This is a genomic window from Pseudomonas sp. Bout1, assembly GCF_034314165.1.
Taxonomy (GTDB): domain Bacteria; phylum Pseudomonadota; class Gammaproteobacteria; order Pseudomonadales; family Pseudomonadaceae; genus Aquipseudomonas.
This window is the reverse complement of the sequence record NZ_JAVIWK010000001.1, coordinates 925185-942500: the sequence shown is the minus strand read 5'-3', so window position 1 is coordinate 942500 and position 17316 is coordinate 925185. Positions and strand designations below refer to the sequence as shown.

Genomic DNA, 17316 nt, shown 5'->3' with positions numbered 1-17316 from the left:
AACAGCCCACTGGGCAATCGTCGTTCCCGCGCCTGGGTCCAACGCGGATGGTCGACGGTAGGATTCACGTTCGCATAAAACCCATACTCGCTCGCGGCAATGCTTTGCCAGGTAGTTTTCGGCTGCTCGCTGACCAGGCTGATGCGCACGATCGACTTAACGCTCTTGAACCCGTACTTCCACGGCACCACTAACCGCAACGGCGCACCGTTCTGATTAGGCAGCTCCCGCCCATACATGCCTACCGCCAGGATCGCCAAAGGATTCATCGCCTCATCCAGCCGCAGCCCTTCTACATAAGGCCAGTCGATCAAGGCGAAGTTCGAGCGCTGCCCCGGCATGCTCTTAGGGTCTTGCAGGGTTTCAAAGCGGATGTACTTGGCATTGGAAGTCGGCTCGACGTGCTTGAGCAGTTCCGAAATAGGGAAACCCATCCACGGAATGACCATCGACCATGCCTCTACACAGCGCAGACGGTAGATTCGCTCTTCCAACTGATACGGTTTCATGAAGTCTTCAAGCGCATAGCGCCCAGGCTTGGCGACCTCTCCGTCGATCACCACACTCCAAGGCTCAGTCTTGAGGGAACCGGCATTGGCTGCAGGGTCGCCCTTGTCCGTACCAAACTCATAGAAGTTGTTGTAGTGGGTCGCGTCCTTGAACGGCGTGATCGCCTCATCCTTGACAGTAACCGCCTGCCACTTCGTACTCGGCAGCTTTTCGGCAAACCAGCCGGGCGCCTTGCCCGGCTCGACATCCGCATAACGCGCAGCATCATCCGCACTGGCCCAACGCGGCAGGCTGCTGGCAGCCATGCCGGCAAGCGCACCACCGAGCAAGCTGCGGCGAGAGAAATAGAGGGATTCAGGCGTGACGTCCGATTCTTGGCAATCAGACGCTTTGGGAAACTTGATTAACATGGCAACTCCGCAGCTTTGGAGGACAGATGCACCAATAGACTGCGGAGTATGGGGGAAATTACATTAAGGCAACGTTTTGCGTTGACGAAGATGCAGCAAGTACTGCACCGGCCCGGACGCCGCATAGACAAGGAATGCCAACAGCAAGATCCGCGGCGGGTCACTGAAGACCACAGCGAACACCAGCACCACTGCCAAAATCGCCACAAATGGCACACGCCCCTTGAGGTCCAGCTCCTTGAAGCTGTTGTACTTGATGTTGCTGACCATCAGCATGCCCGCCGCGGCGACCATCAAGGCCACCAGGAACGACATCTTGGAACCCTGGATGCCGTAATCGCTGAATGCCCAGACAATACCCGCCACCACACCTGCGGCTGCCGGGCTGGCCAAGCCAATAAAGTAGCGCTTGTCGGCAGTCCCCACCTGGGTATTGAAGCGTGCCAGGCGCAATGCCGCGCCAGCCACATAGATGAAGGCAACCATCCAGCCGACCTTGCCCATGTCACCCAGCGCCCAGGCGAATGCCAGCAATGCCGGCGCCACCCCAAAGGCAACCATGTCCGACAGCGAGTCGTACTCGGCGCCGAAGGCACTCTGGGTATTGGTCATGCGCGCCACACGCCCATCCAGGCCATCGAGGACCATGGCGACGAAGATCGCAATCGCGGCAAACCCAAAGTACTTGCTCGCTCCGACCGCATCGCCGGCCGCCAGGGCACTTTGGGCACTCATGGAGTTGATGATGGAATAGAACCCTGCAAACAGGTTCGCCGTGGTGAACAGATTGGGCAGAAGATAGATGCCACGATGCCGGACCTTACGGCCTTCAGCATCGTGCCCTTCTTCGATGTGTTCATCGATCGGTAGCAGGCTTTCGGCGTCAGAAGCCTGGTTTGGCTCTTCGGGACGTTCGCTCATGGACTTTACCTTGCAACGGTGTGAAAAATTTCGACAGAAACTTGCGGCGAGTGTTCGCCCGCAAACGATGCAGCTTTATACCAGAACCTGCCCCGCAAACGAAAAAACGCGGCCTAAGCCGCGTTTTCCCTTGGTACGTACGACTTAGTTTTTGGCTTTGTCGACGATCTTGTTGGCACCGATCCACGGCATCATGGAGCGCAGTTGCTCGCCGATGATTTCGATACCGTGAGCGGCGTTGTTACGACGCTTGGCGGTCATCGAAGGGTAGCCGGTTGCGCCTTCGGTGATGAACATTTTGGCGTATTCGCCGTCCTGAATACGTTTCAGGGCGTTGCGCATAGCCTGACGGGACTCGGCGTTGATCACTTCCGGGCCCGTCACGTACTCGCCGTATTCGGCGTTGTTGGAGATCGAGTAGTTCATGTTGGCGATACCGCCTTCGTACATGAGGTCAACGATCAGCTTCAGCTCGTGCAGGCATTCGAAGTAGGCCATTTCTGGCGCGTAGCCTGCTTCAACCAGGGTTTCGAAACCGGCTTTGACCAGCTCAACGGTACCGCCGCACAGAACGGCTTGTTCGCCGAACAGGTCGGTTTCAGTCTCGTCCTTGAAGGTGGTTTCGATGATGCCGGTACGACCGCCACCCACGCCAGCAGCGTAGGACAGTGCAACGTTCTTGGCGTTGCCCGAGGCGTCCTGGTAGATCGCGATCAGGTCAGGGATACCGCCGCCTTTGACGAACTCGGAACGCACGGTGTGGCCCGGTGCTTTCGGCGCGATCATGATCACGTCGAGGTCAGCGCGCGGCACAACCTGGTTGTAGTGAATCGCGAAGCCGTGGGAGAAGGCCAGGGTGGCGCCTTTCTTGATGTTCGGCTCGATTTCGTTCTTGTACAGCGCGGACTGGAACTCGTCCGGGGTCAGGATCATGACCAGGTCGGCAGCAGCAACAGCAGAAGCAACGTCAGTTACTTTCAGGCCGTGAGCTTCAGCCTTGGCAACAGTGGCCGAGCCTTTGCGCAGGCCAACAGTCACGTCAACGCCGGAGTCTTTCAGGTTGCACGCTTGAGCGTGGCCTTGGGAACCGTAGCCGATGATGGCGACTTTTTTGCCCTGGATGATCGACAGGTCACAATCTTTTTCGTAATAAACTTTCATGAGGTTCCTCTATATATCCAGGCCGTTAGGCCATTCACTAATTGGGTTAGATGCTGAGTACTTTGTCGCCACGAGCAATCCCGGTGACGCCACTGCGTACAGTTTCCAGAATCGAGGCCGTCCCGATCGACTGGATGAAGCTGTCCAGTTTGTCGCTTGTGCCGGTCAATTGAACGGTATAAACGCTGGCGCTCACATCGACGATCTGCCCGCGATAAATATCGGTGGTGCGCTTGATCTCGGCACGCTGGGCGCCGGTGGCCTTGACCTTGACCAGCATCAGCTCGCGCTCGATGTGGGCACTTTCCGACAAGTCGACCAGCTTGACCACTTCGATCAGCTTGTTGAGGTTTTTGGTGATCTGCTCGATCACCTCATCATGGCCCACGGTGGTCAACGTCAGGCGCGACAGGGTCGGGTCTTCGGTCGGCGCCACGGTCAGGCTTTCGATGTTGTAGTTGCGTTGCGAAAACAGACCGACCACACGTGACAGGGCGCCCGGTTCGTTCTCCAGAAGCAGAGAGATAATGTGCCGCATGATTAGGTCCGCTCCGTCTTGTTCAGCCACATATCGCGCATGGAGCCATCTTTGATCTGCATCGGGTAGACGTGCTCGCTGGTGTCGACCTGAATATCAAGGAACACCAGGCGGTCCTTCATGGCGAACGCCTCTTCCATCATCGGCTTCAAATCCTTCAAATCGGTGATACGCATGCCGACATGGCCATAGGCTTCAACCAACTTGACGAAATCTGGCAGCGATTCCATGTAGGAGTGCGAGTGACGGCTGCCGTAGCTCATGTCCTGCCACTGGCGAACCATGCCCAGTACACCATTGTTCAGGCAGACGATCTTCACCGGCAGACCATATTGCAGGCAGGTCGACAGTTCCTGGATGTTCATCTGGATACTGCCTTCGCCGGTGACGCACGCAACGTCGGTGTCCGGGAAGTTCAGCTTCACACCCATGGCCGCAGGGAAACCAAAGCCCATCGTGCCCAGGCCACCGGAGTTGATCCAGCGGTTAGGCTTGTCGAACTTGTAGTACTGCGCCGCGAACATCTGGTGCTGGCCCACGTCGGAGGTCACAAAGGCATCGCCCTTGGTCACTTCGCACAGGGTTTCGATCACGGTTTGCGGCTTGATGATGCTGCCGTCGCCCTTGTCGTAAGGGAACAGGCCGCGGTCACCGCGCCACTCGTCGATCTGCTTCCACCAGCTGGCAACGGAATCCTTGTTCGGGGCTTCGCCGATCTCCTTCAACGCAGCAACCATTTCGGTCAGCACGCTTTCCACAGGACCTACGATAGGCACGTCGGCCTTGATGGTCTTGGAGATGGATGCCGGGTCGATGTCGATGTGGATGATCTTGGCATTCGGGCAGAATTTGCTCGCGCCGTTGATCACCCGGTCATCGAACCGCGCACCGACGGCGAGAATCACGTCAGCATGGTGCATGGCCAGGTTGGCGGTGTAGCTGCCGTGCATACCGAGCATGCCGACGAACTGACGATCCGAACCCGGGAACGCACCGAGGCCCATCAAGGTATTGGTTACCGGCAGGTTGAGCATCTTGGCCAGTTCGGTCAGCGGTGCGGAACCGCCGCCCAGAATCACGCCGCCACCCGAGTAAAGCACCGGACGCTTGGCCGCCAAGAGCATTTCTGCAGCCTTGCGAATTTGCCCCGAGTGCCCACGAACGGCCGGGCTGTAGGAACGCAGCTTGGCTTTCTTGGGGAAGATGTATTCGAATTTTTCAGCCGGGTTGGTCATGTCTTTCGGAATATCGACCACCACAGGACCCGGGCGACCGGACTGTGCGAGGTAGAACGCCTTCTTCATGACTTCCGGGATTTCCGAGGCATGCTTGATCATGAAGCTGTGTTTCACGATCGGCCGGGAAATACCGATCATGTCGGTTTCCTGGAATGCATCGGTCCCCACCATGGTGCTCGCCACCTGGCCGGAAATGATCACCATCGGAATGGAGTCCATATAAGCCGTCGCGATGCCGGTGATGGCATTGGTCGCGCCAGGGCCGGAAGTTACCAGTACCACACCGGCTTTACCGGTGGCACGGGCATAACCGTCAGCCATATGGGTAGCAGCTTGTTCATGGCGAACCAGGATGTGGGTAACAGCCGGTTCCTTGAACAGTGCGTCGTAGACATGCAGCAGAGCACCGCCTGGGTACCCGTAGATATAGTCGACGCCTTCGTCACGCAAAAAGCGGACGAGCATCTCACCGCCAGATAAAAGCTCCACGTTGTTCACCTCTAAAACGCCAGAATACCGTCCGTTAAAAACCGACGGGTCTTAATAGGTTTACTTCTCAGCAGAGCATGAGCGACGGTGGTCGCCGACTACGTCAGCACTGACTGAGCAAGTATTGGGAGCGTCCCAAGTGTTGCGGGATTTTCCCACCCAGCGCGAGGTAACGCGTTGCGGGTGTAACAGGTCGGCGCGGGTGTGCGCCTCATGATCTGCTGAGTGGGTCTGCTTCTGGCAGTCCCTCTACAGCGGACTTTGGATTCTTCTGTTTCAGCCCCTCCAAGTCAAGCAATAATTGCGCTTTTTTCCAACTAAGCGCATGAGAACGTAGAAGAAAGGGGCTTGAGGAGGGATAAAACTCGCCTGAATGGCGCAAAGCGGTAGAAATATGCGCAAGACTGCCGGAAAAACCGGCAGCCAGGCAATTAACGAGCGTCGACGATCAGTTGATCGAACTTTTTCAGCGCAGCCCGCAGGCCTTGGCTTTCAAGCGGCCGATCGGCGTAAACCATCTCGGCCATCTCCAAAATCCCTGACGCATTGGGTAACGGCAGGTCCTGCTCAAGGATTTGCTTCATCCGTGTCAGGAAAATCCATTGCAGCCACTGGTGAAAGTCCAGGGTGTCGACAGAAAAGGGTTCAACGCTGCTCAAGGCCTCGGCGCCGGGGGACACGTCGTCCCACCAGCCCTGCATGCGCAGCTCACGCTCGATCAACAACAACTGTTCGGCGATCGCCGGAAAGCGTGCATCCATCAGAGGCTTACCTTGGCTTTCTGCCGAGCCTGGGCAGCACCGGAAGCATCGCCCTGCTTCTCACGGGCATCGCCAATCAGGCTCCACAGGCTGGCCTGCAGATCCGGGCGACCATTGGCCAGAGTCAGGCCACGGCGGGCAAACTGCTCTGCTTGCGGGGCATCGCCCTGGGCCATGCGGACTTGCGCCAGACGGTAAAGCACTTGCGGCTCCCGCGGCGCCACACGCTGGGCGCGCTCAAGGCTCGACGATGCGCCGTTCAAGTCGCCACCCGACTGCTGCTGTTGAGCAGTAGTCAGCAAGGCCAATACCGGACCATCCAGCTGTTCATCGGCTGACAAGCCACCGGCGTTGCTGGCGGACGGAATCCCGCTCGGCGTCGACGGCATGTTGTAGGTGCCCTGGCTGATCGGCGCCTGTTGAACCGGCGTAGAGTCGATCGGGCCCGAGGTGCTCGGGCCTGGCGTCCACGGCTGGGTGCTGATCGGTGCCGAGGTAGTTGCGCCACCGCCCGGGATCATTACCACTACACCGGAATCCTGAGGCACGGCTTGCGCCTTTGCCTGAGCCGGGCGGTTAGTGACGGTTTGACGGAAGCCGCCATTGGCCGAAATCCGGTCGTTGTTCGACACCGTGGTACTGGAATCCACCACCGGGATAGAACCCCGCTCCACACTGGCGCAACCACCGAGTAATGCCAAAACTGTAATAGCTGGAATCAACAACTTGTTCACGTGAAACCCTCTTTGCTTAATGCATCCAGCCCTTGACCCAATCCATCACCGATTCAGCACTCGCGGGCGCACTGGCACCGCACGCTGCGCCGGGTGGCGGTTCGCTGCCGCGAATATACGGCATCTGCACGGCGCCCGGACAGTTGGCATCGGAACCTTGCCCTGTATGCGGATCGATCCAGGCCTGGACGATATTGTCTGGCTGCGGCATGTTCAGCGGCAGTGGATCGGCCTTCTTCATGAAACTGGTCCATACCTGCAACGCGCCAGTGGCACCTGTGAAGGGTGTCTTGCCGTTGTCATCGCGCCCCAGCCAAACCACCGCCAGCAAATCCTGACTGAAACCGGCGAACCAGCTGTCCCGCGAATCGTTACTGGTACCGCTCTTGCCGGCCAACGTGAGGTTGGCAGGCAGCACGTTATAGGCCGAGCGCCCGGTACCTTCACGCATCACGCGCTGCATGGCGTTCTGGATCAGGTAGATCGAGGCCGGGTCGAAGCGCTGCTGAATCTGGAACGGATAACGCTTGAGCGGTTCGCCTTCGGCCGTCAACACGCTGCGAATCCCGCGCATCGGCGTATTGAAACCACCGTTGGCCAGAGTCTGGTACATGGTTGCCACTTCCATCGGGCTCATCGCACCCGCGCCCAACAGCATCGATGGGAATGCCGGGAACTCACGCGTGATGCCCAACCGGGCGAGCGTCTTGAGCACATTCGGCACGCCCAGCTCAAGGCCGAGGCGAGAAGTCGAGATGTTGTAGGAATGCGCCAAGCCCTGATACAGGAAAATCGTACCGTGGGAGCGACGATCAAAGTTATGCGGCGTCCACATCTGGCCATCGGCACCTTTGACCGACAACGGGTCATCGGACAGCCAACTGGTCAGGGTGTACTTGCTCGGTTTTTCCAGCGCGGTCAGGTACACCGCCGGCTTGACCAGCGAACCAATTGGCCGCACTGCGTCGAGCGCCCGGTTGAAGCCGGCAAAGCTGGCCTGGCGACTGCCGATCATGGCCTGGACTTCACCGGTCTCCGGATTGGTCACCACCATCGCGGCCTCAACCTCGTCGGAGCCTTTACGGCCCGCCAGGCGCTTGAAGGTGTCGTTGACCGAGGCTTCGGCTTTCATCTGCAGGATCGGGTCGAAACTGGTGAAGATGCGCAAGCCCTCTTCGGTCAAGTCTTCGTCGCGGTAGTCTTCACGCAACTGGCGTTTGACCAGGTCGATAAAGCCCGGGAATGAACTGTCGGCAAGCTTGCCGCGAGTGGTCACACCCAGTGGCATTTTCTTCGCGGCAGCGACTTGTTCAGGCGTGGCGACGCCTTGCTGCTCAAGTACATCAAGCACCAGATTACGGCGTTCCAGCGCGCGCTCCGGGTTGCGACGCGGGTTGTAGTAGGACGGCCCCTTGACCATGCCCACCAGCAACGCCACCTGATGCAGCTTTAGCTCGGACAGCGGCTGGCCAAAGAAGAACTGGCTGGCCAGACCGAAACCGTGCACCGCACGCTGACCGTCCTGGCCGACAAACACCTCATTGAGGTATGCCTCAAGAATTTCCTGCTTGCTGTAATGCAGCTCCAGCAGCATCGCCATCATGGCTTCGGTCAGCTTGCGGGTCAGGCTGCGCTCGTTGGTCAGGTAGAAGTTCTTGACCAATTGTTGCGTCAGCGTACTGCCGCCCTGAGTCATCTTGCCGCCGGAGGTATTGACCCAAACAGCACGGGCGATGGACTTGGGCGATACGCCCCAGTGACTGTAGAAGTCCCGGTCTTCCACTGCAATCAGGGTATCCAACAGGTAAGGCGGCACCTGATCAAGCTTGATCAGGATGCGGTCTTCCAGGTTTTTAGGATAAATCCCACCGATCATTAAGGGCTCCAGGCGCACCACCGGCAATTTCGAGCCGTTGAGCGAGGACAGTTCAGCCACATAGTCGCCAGAGAAGCGCACGCGCACCGGCTGGGGTTTTTCCAGCCCCTCATAGAACTGGAAGCCGCGAGTGTTCAAGTCCACGGTGTTGCCGCTGACGGCTGCGGCGCCGGGGCCATTGCTTACGGCTTCGCGGCGATAGCCCAGGGCGTCGAGCTCGGTGAGGAAGTCATCCTTGCTCAACTTCTGGCCGGTGAACAGTTCCAGCGGGCGTGCGTAGACCTTGGCCGGAATGGTCCAGCGCTTGCCGGAGAACTTCTCCTGGACCACGGCATCAAGGTAAACCGCGAAGCCGGCGATCACTACAAGCCCTACCAGGCTGAGCTTAAGCGCCCAGCCCAGCCAGGGGCGCAGGCCGCGGGAAGGAGGTTTTTTACGGGAACGGGGAGATCGGGTACGAGTCATGGCGGCGGATTATACGCACTTTATTGATGACCAACATGAGCCGGACAGCGGTTTGCACGACCGTCTGTAGCAGCCATAATGCCCGCCATGAATTTTCCCAGACTCTGAAGGATCGCCCGTGAGCCAGTCCCTGATTACTGCCCTGCAAAACCCGGCCCTGTTTCCTCATCCGGTAGGTCAATTCCAAGTCATCGAAACCCATATTTCCTGGGTCCTGCTCACGGGTGAATTCGCCTATAAGATGAAGAAACCGGTAAATTTCGGTTTTCTCGACTTCACCAACCTGCAAGCCCGCGGTCACTTCTGCAATGAAGAGCTGCGCCTCAACCAGCGACTGACCGATGATTTGTATCTTGAAGTGTTGCCAATCACCGGTAGCGCCGAATCACCGCAATTGGGCGGTGACGGTCCCGTGGTCGACTACGTGCTCAAAATGCGTCAGTTCCCGCAAAGCCAACTACTCAGCACCTTGCAAGCCAACGGTGAACTGACCAGCGCGCACATCGACGAAATGGCCAGGCAAATCGCGCACTTCCATCTGAACGCCCCGAAAGTCCCGGCAGCCCACTCCGCCGGCACGCCGCACGACGTCATGGCGCCGGTGCTGCAGAACTTCGAGCAGATCCGCCCGTTCCTCAGTGACAAGGCCGACCTGGTGCAACTGGATGCCTTGCAGGCCTGGGCCGAAAGCAGCTTTGAGCGCCTCAAGCCTTTGTTCGAACAGCGCAAGCTCAATGGCTTCACCCGTGAATGCCACGGTGATATCCACCTGGGCAACGCCACGATGATTGATGGCCGCGTAGTGATTTTCGACTGCATCGAGTTCAACGAGCCGTTCCGCTTCACCGATGTGTATGCCGACACCGGCTTCCTGGCGATGGACCTGGAAGACCGTGGCCTCAAGAGCCTGGCGCGGCGCTTCATCAGCCAGTACCTGGAGCTGACCGGCGACTATCAAGGCCTGGAGGTGCTGAACTTCTATAAAGCCTACCGTGCCCTGGTACGCGCCAAGGTCGCACTGTTCAGCATGCCTTCCGAGGCGGACGCCGTGCAGCGCGCGACCACGCTGCGCCAATACCGCAACTACGCCAACCTGGCAGAAAGCTACAGCACCATCCCATCGCGCTTCCTGGCCATCACGCATGGCGTATCGGCCGTTGGCAAAAGCCATGTGTCCATGCGCCTGGTAGAAGCACTGGGTGCAATTCGCCTGCGTTCAGATGTGGAACGCAAGCGGCTGTTTGGCGAGCAGAAGGTCGAGAACACACCCCAGGCCGGAATCTACGCCTCAAACGCCAGCGCTGCGACGTACGCGCGCTTGAACGAAATCGCCGACACCGTGCTGCGGGCCGGTTTCCCGGTAGTACTGGATGCGACCTTCCTCAAGCGCGAGCAACGCGATGCAGCGGCCAAAATTGCCGAGGCTACCGGTGCGCCGTTCCTGATCCTCGACTGCAATGCGCCACAGCCCGTGATCGCCGCTTGGCTGGCACAGCGCCAGGCAGACAAGAACGATCCATCCGACGCCACCCTGACGATCATCGAAGAGCAACAGGCCACCCGTGATCCGCTCAGTGCCGAAGAGTTGCTGCTCAGCAAACGCGTAGAGACCAATGAAAGCGGGACTCTGGATGCATTAGTGGCCCATATTCGCCAACGCCTGCCGGGCCTGTAAGAAATATTTCTTGGTCGTGTAGCCTTCCAGGGCTCACGACCCGGCAATAGTGGCACTATAATGGCGTCATAATTCCAACACGGGAGTCGCCATTGTGAGCCAGCCAAAGCTACTTGATACCCCGCTCTACGCGCTTTTGCATAAAGATGACATCCGTGGCTTCAACCAGGAGCGCCCGAAAGATGGGGCCATCGATATGCGCGGCGGCGACTTTCGCGGCCTGGACCTGCGCGAACTGAACGCGCAAGGGGTGGATTTCACCGATGCTTACTTCCGCTCCGCGGACTTGCGTGGCCTGGATTTGCGTGGGTGCCCACTGGAAGGCGCGAGCCTGGCACATGCGCAAATCTCCGGCACTTACTTCCCGCCTGAATTGAGCGCCGACGAGATCCTGATGTCCGTCAATTTCGGCACGCGCTTGCGCTATCGCACTCGATAAACAGCGGTATCGGCACCCGGCTGTGCGCAAGCGTACCGGGGCGCCTCGCCTCTTTCCCACATCAAAATCCCGCCTGCCTTAGATGCTTTTAGGTCGTTGCCGACCAAAGAACTACGCTTTTCCTACTGAGCGCTACACTCCTTTCAGGCTTGCCTGGTCACGATACCCACCGAACCATTCGGCCGTCGCAAGGAGGCTTGATGAATGATGAGCTGCAACACCTGAAAAACCTTGGCAAGACGTCGGCGCAATGGCTGCATGCGGTGGGCATCCACAGCGCGTCCGACCTGCGCCGCCTGGGGGCAGTCGACGCTTATCGCGCCGTACGTACCCGTGGCTTCAGGGCATCCAAAGTGTTGTTGTACGCCATTGAAGGCGCACTGATGGATGTGCACTGGAATGACATTCCTGTTGAACGCAAGGAAGCTTTAAACCGTCAGCTGGACGCTCTTTCGGCTCGCCAGAAGAATTGAGTCGGCAACTTGCACCAACGTTTGCTGGGGCTGCAACCCAATATTTGAGGAAATCCGAAGAAGTCGCAAAACAAATGTTGACTCTCAAATGAGAATCGTTATGATTATCACAACTGGTCGCGAGATCAGCCGATAACTGGAAGACCATTGGTTCGGACTCTCAGATTATCTCCTCATCAGGCTAATCACGGTTATTTGACCCGGCTCTTGCCGGGTCTTTTTTTGCCTGCAGAAAGCGGCCCGAAAAGGCAGTGCTTCAGCGTGCAATGATCAATGGATGCCCACGCTCGGGGTGCGGCTGTACCAGCACATCCAACCCGAATACCGCCTTGAGCGGTTCAGGCCGCAAGACCTGCCCAGGCGTATCCAAGGCATGGGGCCGCCCACCTTCGAGCAGCAGGATGCGATCACAGTAGCGCGCCGCCAGGTTCAGGTCGTGAAGAATCACCAACACGGCCGCACCACGGTCGGCAAAGGTGCGAATCGCTTGCAAGATGGTGTGCTGGTGCAGCGGGTCAAGCATCGATGTTGGCTCATCCAGCAGCAAGGTCTGCCCCGCCTCACCCGGCCACAGCTGCGCCAGCACCCGCGCCAGGTGCACACGCTGCCTTTCGCCGCCCGACAACGCCAGGTAGCTGCGACCGCTCAAGTGTCCGACGTCGGCGGCCTGCAAGGCCGCGCTGATAATTTCATCGTCCCGCACCCGACCGGTTTGATGGGGCAAGCGCCCCATGCCAACCACTTCTTCGACACGAAAGGCAAAGTCCAGGGTCGAGGCCTGCGGCAGTACCGCCAGGCGCTGGGCACGCTGGGCGCCGGCCCAGTCTTTCAGCTCGCGCTGGTCCAGCCATACGCGCCCCTGGTCCGCGTGAAGCTCGCCGCATAACGCACCAAGCAAGGTACTTTTACCAGCGCCGTTGGGGCCCAGCACACCGAGCACCTCACCCGGTAGCAGCTCCAGGGTGACATCCGCCAATACGGTTTTACGCCCACGGCGGATCAGCAGGTCTTCTACTCGTAGCATCAGGCACGCCCTCGCAACAACAGGTAGAGGAAAAACGGCGCACCGATAAACGCAGTAACAATACCAATCGGCAATTCAGCCGGGGCCAAGGCCAGGCGAGCCACCAGGTCGGCGAACAGCAGCAAACTCGCCCCCGCCAGCACCGAGGCCGGCAGCAATACCCGGTGATCCGGCCCCGCCAGCAGGCGCACCAGATGCGGCACCACCAGCCCAACAAAACCGATCATGCCCGCGGCCGCCACTGCGGCACCCACGCCAAGCGCGGTGCAGAACACCAATTCACGCTTGAGGCCTTCAACATCAATCCCCAGGTGGCTGGCTTCCGACTCACCCAGCAACAATGCATTCAGCGCCTTGGCCCGGCGCGGCAACCATAGGGCTACGCCGGCGCTCACCAGCAACAGCGGCCACAGTCGCGAATAACTGGCGCCGTTCAGACTGCCCAGGTTCCAGAACGTCAAGGTGCGCAAGGTGGCGTCATCCGCCAGGTAGGTAAACAGCCCCACTGCCGAACTGGCGAGGGCCGTCAGGGCGATGCCCGCCAGCAACATGGTCGCGACATTGGTTTGGCCATTGCGCCGCCCCAGCCGATAGACCAGCGCTGTCACCCCCAAACCACCGAGAAAGGCACACAGCGATAGCAGATACGGCCCAAGCGCGTCCGGCACGCCACCCAAAAAAGAACCACCGACAATCGCAATCGCTGCGCCCAGCGCCGCGCCGCTGGACACCCCGACCAACCCGGGGTCGGCCAAGGGGTTACGAAACAACCCCTGCATCGCAACGCCCGAAAGCGCCAGGACCCCGCCGACGGCCAGGCCCAATAACGTACGCGGCAAGCGAATCTGCCCGAGGATCAACTCCGCCTGCTCCAGGCCCTGCGCCTCGATAGGCACACCCAGTAAACGCAACGCTGCTCGCAAGGTGTCGATCAACGGCAAGCTGACCGGCCCCAAGGCCAATGACAGCCAGATCGCAAGCACACACAGCAGGCTCAAGCCAATAAACAAGGTTCGCGGTTTAACCAGAGTGGTCATTGGGCAGTTTTAGCCTGGGATGGATAAAATCCGGCGGAGAGTTTCACCAGGCTTTGCGGCAAGCGCGGCCCAAGCCCACCCACCAGCAGCGTCGGGTCCAGTTCATAGACGCGCCCGTTCCTGGCTGCCGGCGTCGAAGCCAGGATCGGGTTCTCCTTGAACAGCGCCGCGCGGGCTGCGTCACCCGTCAAGGCACGGTCGGCGAACACCAGCACGTCCGGGTTGAGCCCCGCCAGCGACTCCACGGAAAACGGTTTGTAACCACTGTGGGTCGCCAGGTTATGGCCGCCGGCCTGCTGCAGCATCCAGTCAGCCGCCGTGTCTTTACCCGCGATCAGCGGTTTGCCACCGGCATGCCCCAGCAACAACAGCACTCCCGGTGCTTTTTGCGTGGCCTGCGCGTTGGTCACCCAATTCTTTTGTTGATCCAGTTGTTTCTGATAGTCGCTGAACAGCTCCGCAGCCCTGGCTTCGGTGCCCAGCAGCTTGCCCAAATGCTGAAGGTTGCCTTGCAAGGTCGGCAGGTCCGGCTCGGCCGAAAACAGCTCTACTTTCACACCGGCATTGCGGATTTGCGCCAGCACTGGCGGCGGGCCCATCTCCTCGGTGCCGACCAGGATTTGCGGGCGCAAGCTCAAGATGCCTTCTGCCGACAACTGGCGCTGATAACCAATGCTCGGCAACGCCTTGAGGGATTCTGGATGCTGGCTGGTGGTGTCCACGCCCACCAGTTTCGACTCACCGCCCAGGGCCGTCACCCATTCCGATAACGCGCCACCGGCACTGACCCAGCGTTGTGGCAGTTCAGAGGCTTGGGCCCCAGCGTTGACCAGCAGTCCGACAACGAGCGCAATAGCGCTGGTACTCAGGCGCATAACAGGGTTTCCTTCCAGGAGGTGAGCCCGCTGAAACACTCGCAATGTGACAGATCAACGCTGCCCGACATCGTACAGAGCGCCCAGTCAGCTACGGGCGAAGCCGGCATTTGATAATTGTTTGCATTTGCACGTCAAGCTCCGGGGCGCTGCGGCCCACCCAGGATAGCCTTGCAGCCCACAAACGGCGGTACTTAAGGATCGATATGAAGTTTCTGTGCACTTCCAGCGAACTCGCACCCAACGCCAGCCGCGGTTTCGATATCGACGGGCGCAAGCTGTTTGCCGTGCGCCGCGAAGGCATTGCCTACTTCTATATCAACCGCTGCCCACATCGCGGGGTGCCGCTGGAATGGCAGCCGGACCAATTTCTGGACCCGAGCGCCAGCCTTGTCCAGTGCGCCACCCATGGCGCACTGTTTTTGATCGAGAGCGGTGAGTGCGTCGCCGGGCCCTGCGCCGGCCAGAGCCTGACCGCCCTGCCCGGCCGCGAGGACGAACAGGGCCTGTGGGTGCAAATCTAATCGCCGAGTACTACTTCCAGTCGACGGTCGACGCAGATTTCTTCTGACGTCAGCCGCACACCATAGGCCAACACTTCGACGCCCGCCGCCTTGGCCTCACGCAACGCAGCGGCATAACCGGCATCAATTTCTTCAGCAGGGCGCACCGCATCGATCCCCGAGAGGTTGACGCAGTAAAGCTGCACCGCCCGAACCCCCTCGCGCGCCAAGTGCGCCAGCTCCCGCAAATGCTTGGCCCCGCGCTGGGTCACGGCATCGGGAAACGCCGCGGTCGACGTCCCGTCAAACCCAAGGGTGACGCTTTTGACTTCGACGTACGCAGCGCCCGTCGGGTAATCCAGGCGAAAATCGATCCGGCTGTTTTCCTGGCCGTAGGGTACTTCGCGCCTCAACGCGGTAAAGCCATTGAGCTCGGCGATAACCCCGGCCCGCAACGCTTCTTCCACCAACTGATTGGCCCGCGCCGTGTTCACGCACGCCAGGCGCCCCTGCGGGGTTTCGCTGATTTCCCAAGTACCAGGCAGCTTGCGCTTAGGGTCATTGGAGCGGCTGAACCAGACTTGGCCACCCTCCACCATGCAATTGAACATCGAGCCGGTGTTGGGGCAGTGAATAGTCAGCAACTCGCCGGTAACGGTTTCGATATCTGCGAGAAAACGCTTGTAGCGGCGGATCAGCCGGCCTTCTTCGAGGGGAGGATTAAAACGCATCAGCCTTGCCAGCTCCGCAAGCCACGGGCAATTCGCTCAACGGCTTCCTGTAGGCGATCAAGGTTTTGCGTGTAGGCAAAACGCACATGGTGACCGGCTTGATAACGGCCGAAATCCAGGCCCGGGGTAAAGGCCACGTGTTCGGTTTCGAGGAAGTGCCGGCAGAAGGCAAAGGCATCGCCACCGAATGCGCTGATATCGGCATACAAGTAGAACGCGCCTTCCGGCTCAACGGCGATACCGAAGCCAAGCCCTCGCAGGGCTGGCAGCAGGAAGTCGCGGCGCCGGCCAAACTCGGCCCGGCGGTCCTCAAGAATGCCTAACGTTTCTGGGGTAAAGCAGGCCAGGGCCGCATGCTGGGCCATGCTCGGCGCGCTGATGTAGAGGTTCTGCGCCAGCTTTTCCAGTTCACCCACGGCAGCCGGCGGTGCCACCAGCCAGCCAAGACGCCATCCGGTCATTCCGAAATACTTCGAAAAACTATTTAAAACGAAGGCTTCATCGTCAACTTCCAGCACGCTGGCGGCATCGGTGCCGTAGGTCAGACCGTGATAAATTTCATCCACCACCAGGTGCCCGTTGCGCGCCTTGATGGCACTCGACAACCCGGCCAACTCATCGCGGGTGAGGATGGTGCCGGTCGGGTTGGCCGGCGACGCGACCAACGCGCCCACGCTGTCTTGATCCCAGTGGCGCGCCACCAGGTCGGCAGTCAGTTGATAACGCACCTCAGGGCCGACCGGGACCAGCTGGGCCGCGCCTTCAACCAGTCGCAGGAAGTGACGGTTGCACGGGTAACCAGGGTCTGCCAGCAGCCAGTGTTTGCCAGGGTCCACCAGCAAACTGCTCGCCAGCAGCAAGGCACCGGAGCCGCCGGGGGTGATCAGAATTCGCTCAGGGTCGATGCCCAGCCCGTAACGCTGCTGGTAGAACCCGCTGATGGCTTCGCGCAATTCCGGCAGCCCGCGGGCCGCCGTGTAGCGGGTCTTGCCATTGGCCAGTGCCGCCTGCCCGGCCTTGATAATCGGCTCGGCGGTGGTGAAGTCCGGCTCGCCGATTTCCAGGTGAATCACGTCGTGCCCGGCGGCCTGTAATTCATTGGCCCGCGCCAGCAACGCCATGACATGGAAAGGTTCGATAGCGCGGCTGCGCGCACTGTAGGGCTGAGCCATTAGCCTTCCTTAACTCTGAGGACAAACCCCGATTCTACCCAACCCGCCGCGCAAAACCTGCTCTATTGCCCGAAGACGTGTAGCGGGCATGGCGAGCAACTACCTGCAAAACAGCTAAAATCAACATTCGAGACCGTACAACCCCGCCCTGCTGGGGCCTGCGGCGGTTTGCACGCCTCACAAGACGGTGCCTCGACAACCGGGAGTGGCGCACCCCGAATCTATCTGGTAAGTTCGCCCGCTTGCAGCCGCAGGGCCGGCAGGTGTCGGTGATGTTGCAATCC

Annotated in this window: 17 protein-coding genes (1 of these 17 cut by a window edge); 4 read left to right on the top strand and 13 right to left on the bottom strand. The window is 59.6% G+C overall.

Annotated elements, in window-relative coordinates:
• The 8 genes from msrP to mrcB form a co-directional block, all read right to left on the bottom strand.
• Positions 1-920: the 5' portion of a protein-methionine-sulfoxide reductase catalytic subunit MsrP gene (gene msrP / locus RGV33_RS04110; protein WP_322143193.1), read on the bottom strand. The gene continues 94 nt to the left of window position 1, outside the view; 920 of the gene's 1014 nt are visible here — the first part of the coding sequence; the start codon lies at positions 918-920; its stop codon lies off the left edge, out of view.
• Between the two features lie 63 nt (positions 921-983).
• Entirely contained in the window at positions 984-1841 is an 858-nt protein-coding gene (gene pssA / locus RGV33_RS04105) for a CDP-diacylglycerol--serine O-phosphatidyltransferase (protein WP_322143192.1), read from the bottom strand.
• A 144-nt stretch (positions 1842-1985) separates the two neighbouring features.
• Positions 1986-3002: a ketol-acid reductoisomerase gene (ilvC, locus tag RGV33_RS04100; protein ID WP_078739114.1), complete on the bottom strand. Its 1017-nt coding sequence runs from the start codon at positions 3000-3002 to the stop codon at positions 1986-1988.
• 46 nt (positions 3003-3048) lie between these two features.
• Positions 3049-3540, bottom strand: coding sequence for an acetolactate synthase small subunit (ilvN, locus tag RGV33_RS04095; protein ID WP_003176102.1), 492 nt, complete (start codon positions 3538-3540; stop codon positions 3049-3051).
• 2 nt (positions 3541-3542) lie between these two features.
• The gene (locus RGV33_RS04090) at positions 3543-5267 is read right to left on the bottom strand and encodes an acetolactate synthase 3 large subunit (RefSeq protein ID WP_322143191.1); all 1725 of its coding nucleotides are present in this window, start codon (positions 5265-5267) and stop codon (positions 3543-3545) included.
• A gap of 431 nt (positions 5268-5698) precedes the next feature.
• On the bottom strand, positions 5699-6028 hold the full coding sequence (locus RGV33_RS04085; RefSeq protein ID WP_322143190.1) for a YqcC family protein: 330 nt from the start codon (positions 6026-6028) through the stop codon (positions 5699-5701).
• Positions 6028-6762 (bottom strand): hypothetical protein, encoded by a 735-nt coding sequence (locus tag RGV33_RS04080; RefSeq protein ID WP_322143189.1) that lies wholly within the window; start codon positions 6760-6762, stop codon positions 6028-6030. The genes RGV33_RS04085 and RGV33_RS04080 overlap by 1 nt, the downstream gene beginning before the upstream one ends.
• A 16-nt stretch (positions 6763-6778) precedes the next feature.
• Positions 6779-9103, bottom strand: coding sequence for a penicillin-binding protein 1B (gene mrcB / locus RGV33_RS04075; RefSeq protein ID WP_322143188.1), 2325 nt, complete (start codon positions 9101-9103; stop codon positions 6779-6781).
• Between the two features lie 118 nt (positions 9104-9221).
• On the opposite strand from mrcB, the gene RGV33_RS04070 reads away from it, so the two are divergent.
• From RGV33_RS04070 to RGV33_RS04060, 3 genes are all read left to right on the top strand, one after another.
• Entirely contained in the window at positions 9222-10778 is a 1557-nt protein-coding gene (locus RGV33_RS04070) for an AAA family ATPase (protein ID WP_322143187.1), read from the top strand.
• 94 nt (positions 10779-10872) lie between these two features.
• Positions 10873-11217, top strand: a complete 345-nt coding sequence (locus tag RGV33_RS04065) for a pentapeptide repeat-containing protein (RefSeq protein WP_322143186.1) — start codon at positions 10873-10875, stop codon at positions 11215-11217.
• Positions 11218-11417: 200 nt separating this feature from the next.
• Positions 11418-11690: a TfoX/Sxy family protein gene (locus RGV33_RS04060; protein ID WP_010174414.1), complete on the top strand. Its 273-nt coding sequence runs from the start codon at positions 11418-11420 to the stop codon at positions 11688-11690.
• A gap of 256 nt (positions 11691-11946) precedes the next feature.
• On the opposite strand, the gene RGV33_RS04055 is transcribed toward RGV33_RS04060, so the two are convergent.
• The 3 genes from RGV33_RS04055 to RGV33_RS04045 are packed head-to-tail and all read right to left on the bottom strand — an operon-like array spanning position 11947 to position 14626.
• Positions 11947-12714 carry a heme ABC transporter ATP-binding protein gene (locus RGV33_RS04055; protein ID WP_322143185.1) on the bottom strand — a complete coding sequence of 256 codons (768 nt, stop codon included), beginning with the start codon at positions 12712-12714 and terminating at the stop codon, positions 11947-11949.
• Entirely contained in the window at positions 12714-13697 is a 984-nt protein-coding gene (locus RGV33_RS04050; RefSeq protein WP_322148611.1) for an iron ABC transporter permease, read from the bottom strand. Before RGV33_RS04050 ends, RGV33_RS04055 begins: the two co-directional genes overlap by 1 nt.
• A 50-nt stretch (positions 13698-13747) precedes the next feature.
• The gene (locus tag RGV33_RS04045; protein ID WP_322143184.1) at positions 13748-14626 is read right to left on the bottom strand and encodes a heme/hemin ABC transporter substrate-binding protein; all 879 of its coding nucleotides are present in this window, start codon (positions 14624-14626) and stop codon (positions 13748-13750) included.
• Between the two features lie 206 nt (positions 14627-14832).
• On the opposite strand from RGV33_RS04045, the gene RGV33_RS04040 reads away from it, so the two are divergent.
• Positions 14833-15150: a Rieske (2Fe-2S) protein gene (locus RGV33_RS04040; protein WP_322143183.1), complete on the top strand. Its 318-nt coding sequence runs from the start codon at positions 14833-14835 to the stop codon at positions 15148-15150.
• Here the strand turns inward: RGV33_RS04040 and sfsA are convergent.
• Complete coding sequence (sfsA, locus tag RGV33_RS04035; RefSeq protein WP_322143182.1) at positions 15147-15860, bottom strand: DNA/RNA nuclease SfsA; 714 nt, start codon at positions 15858-15860, stop codon at positions 15147-15149. The two genes, RGV33_RS04040 and sfsA, sit on opposite strands and share 4 nt — an antisense overlap.
• Positions 15860-17032 carry a pyridoxal phosphate-dependent aminotransferase gene (locus RGV33_RS04030; protein WP_322143181.1) on the bottom strand — a complete coding sequence of 391 codons (1173 nt, stop codon included), beginning with the start codon at positions 17030-17032 and terminating at the stop codon, positions 15860-15862. The genes sfsA and RGV33_RS04030 overlap by 1 nt, the downstream gene beginning before the upstream one ends.
• Between the last annotated feature and the right edge of the window lie 284 nt (positions 17033-17316).

Excerpts from the sequence above, each read along its gene's own strand:
- RGV33_RS04040 (WP_322143183.1), top strand. The coding sequence starts at position 14,833 with ATGAAGTTTCTGTGCACTTCCAGCGAACTCGCACCCAACGCCAGCCGC.
- RGV33_RS04085 (WP_322143190.1), bottom strand. The coding sequence starts at position 6,028 with ATGGATGCACGCTTTCCGGCGATCGCCGAACAGTTGTTGTTGATCGAG.
- RGV33_RS04055 (WP_322143185.1), bottom strand. The coding sequence starts at position 12,714 with ATGCTACGAGTAGAAGACCTGCTGATCCGCCGTGGGCGTAAAACCGTA.
- ilvN (WP_003176102.1), bottom strand. The coding sequence starts at position 3,540 with ATGCGGCACATTATCTCTCTGCTTCTGGAGAACGAACCGGGCGCCCTG.
- sfsA (WP_322143182.1), bottom strand. The coding sequence starts at position 15,860 with ATGCGTTTTAATCCTCCCCTCGAAGAAGGCCGGCTGATCCGCCGCTAC.
- mrcB (WP_322143188.1), bottom strand. The coding sequence starts at position 9,103 with ATGACTCGTACCCGATCTCCCCGTTCCCGTAAAAAACCTCCTTCCCGC.
- ilvC (WP_078739114.1), bottom strand. The coding sequence starts at position 3,002 with ATGAAAGTTTATTACGAAAAAGATTGTGACCTGTCGATCATCCAGGGC.
- RGV33_RS04060 (WP_010174414.1), top strand. The coding sequence starts at position 11,418 with ATGAATGATGAGCTGCAACACCTGAAAAACCTTGGCAAGACGTCGGCG.
- pssA (WP_322143192.1), bottom strand. The coding sequence starts at position 1,841 with ATGAGCGAACGTCCCGAAGAGCCAAACCAGGCTTCTGACGCCGAAAGC.
- RGV33_RS04045 (WP_322143184.1), bottom strand. The coding sequence starts at position 14,626 with ATGCGCCTGAGTACCAGCGCTATTGCGCTCGTTGTCGGACTGCTGGTC.
- RGV33_RS04030 (WP_322143181.1), bottom strand. The coding sequence starts at position 17,032 with ATGGCTCAGCCCTACAGTGCGCGCAGCCGCGCTATCGAACCTTTCCAT.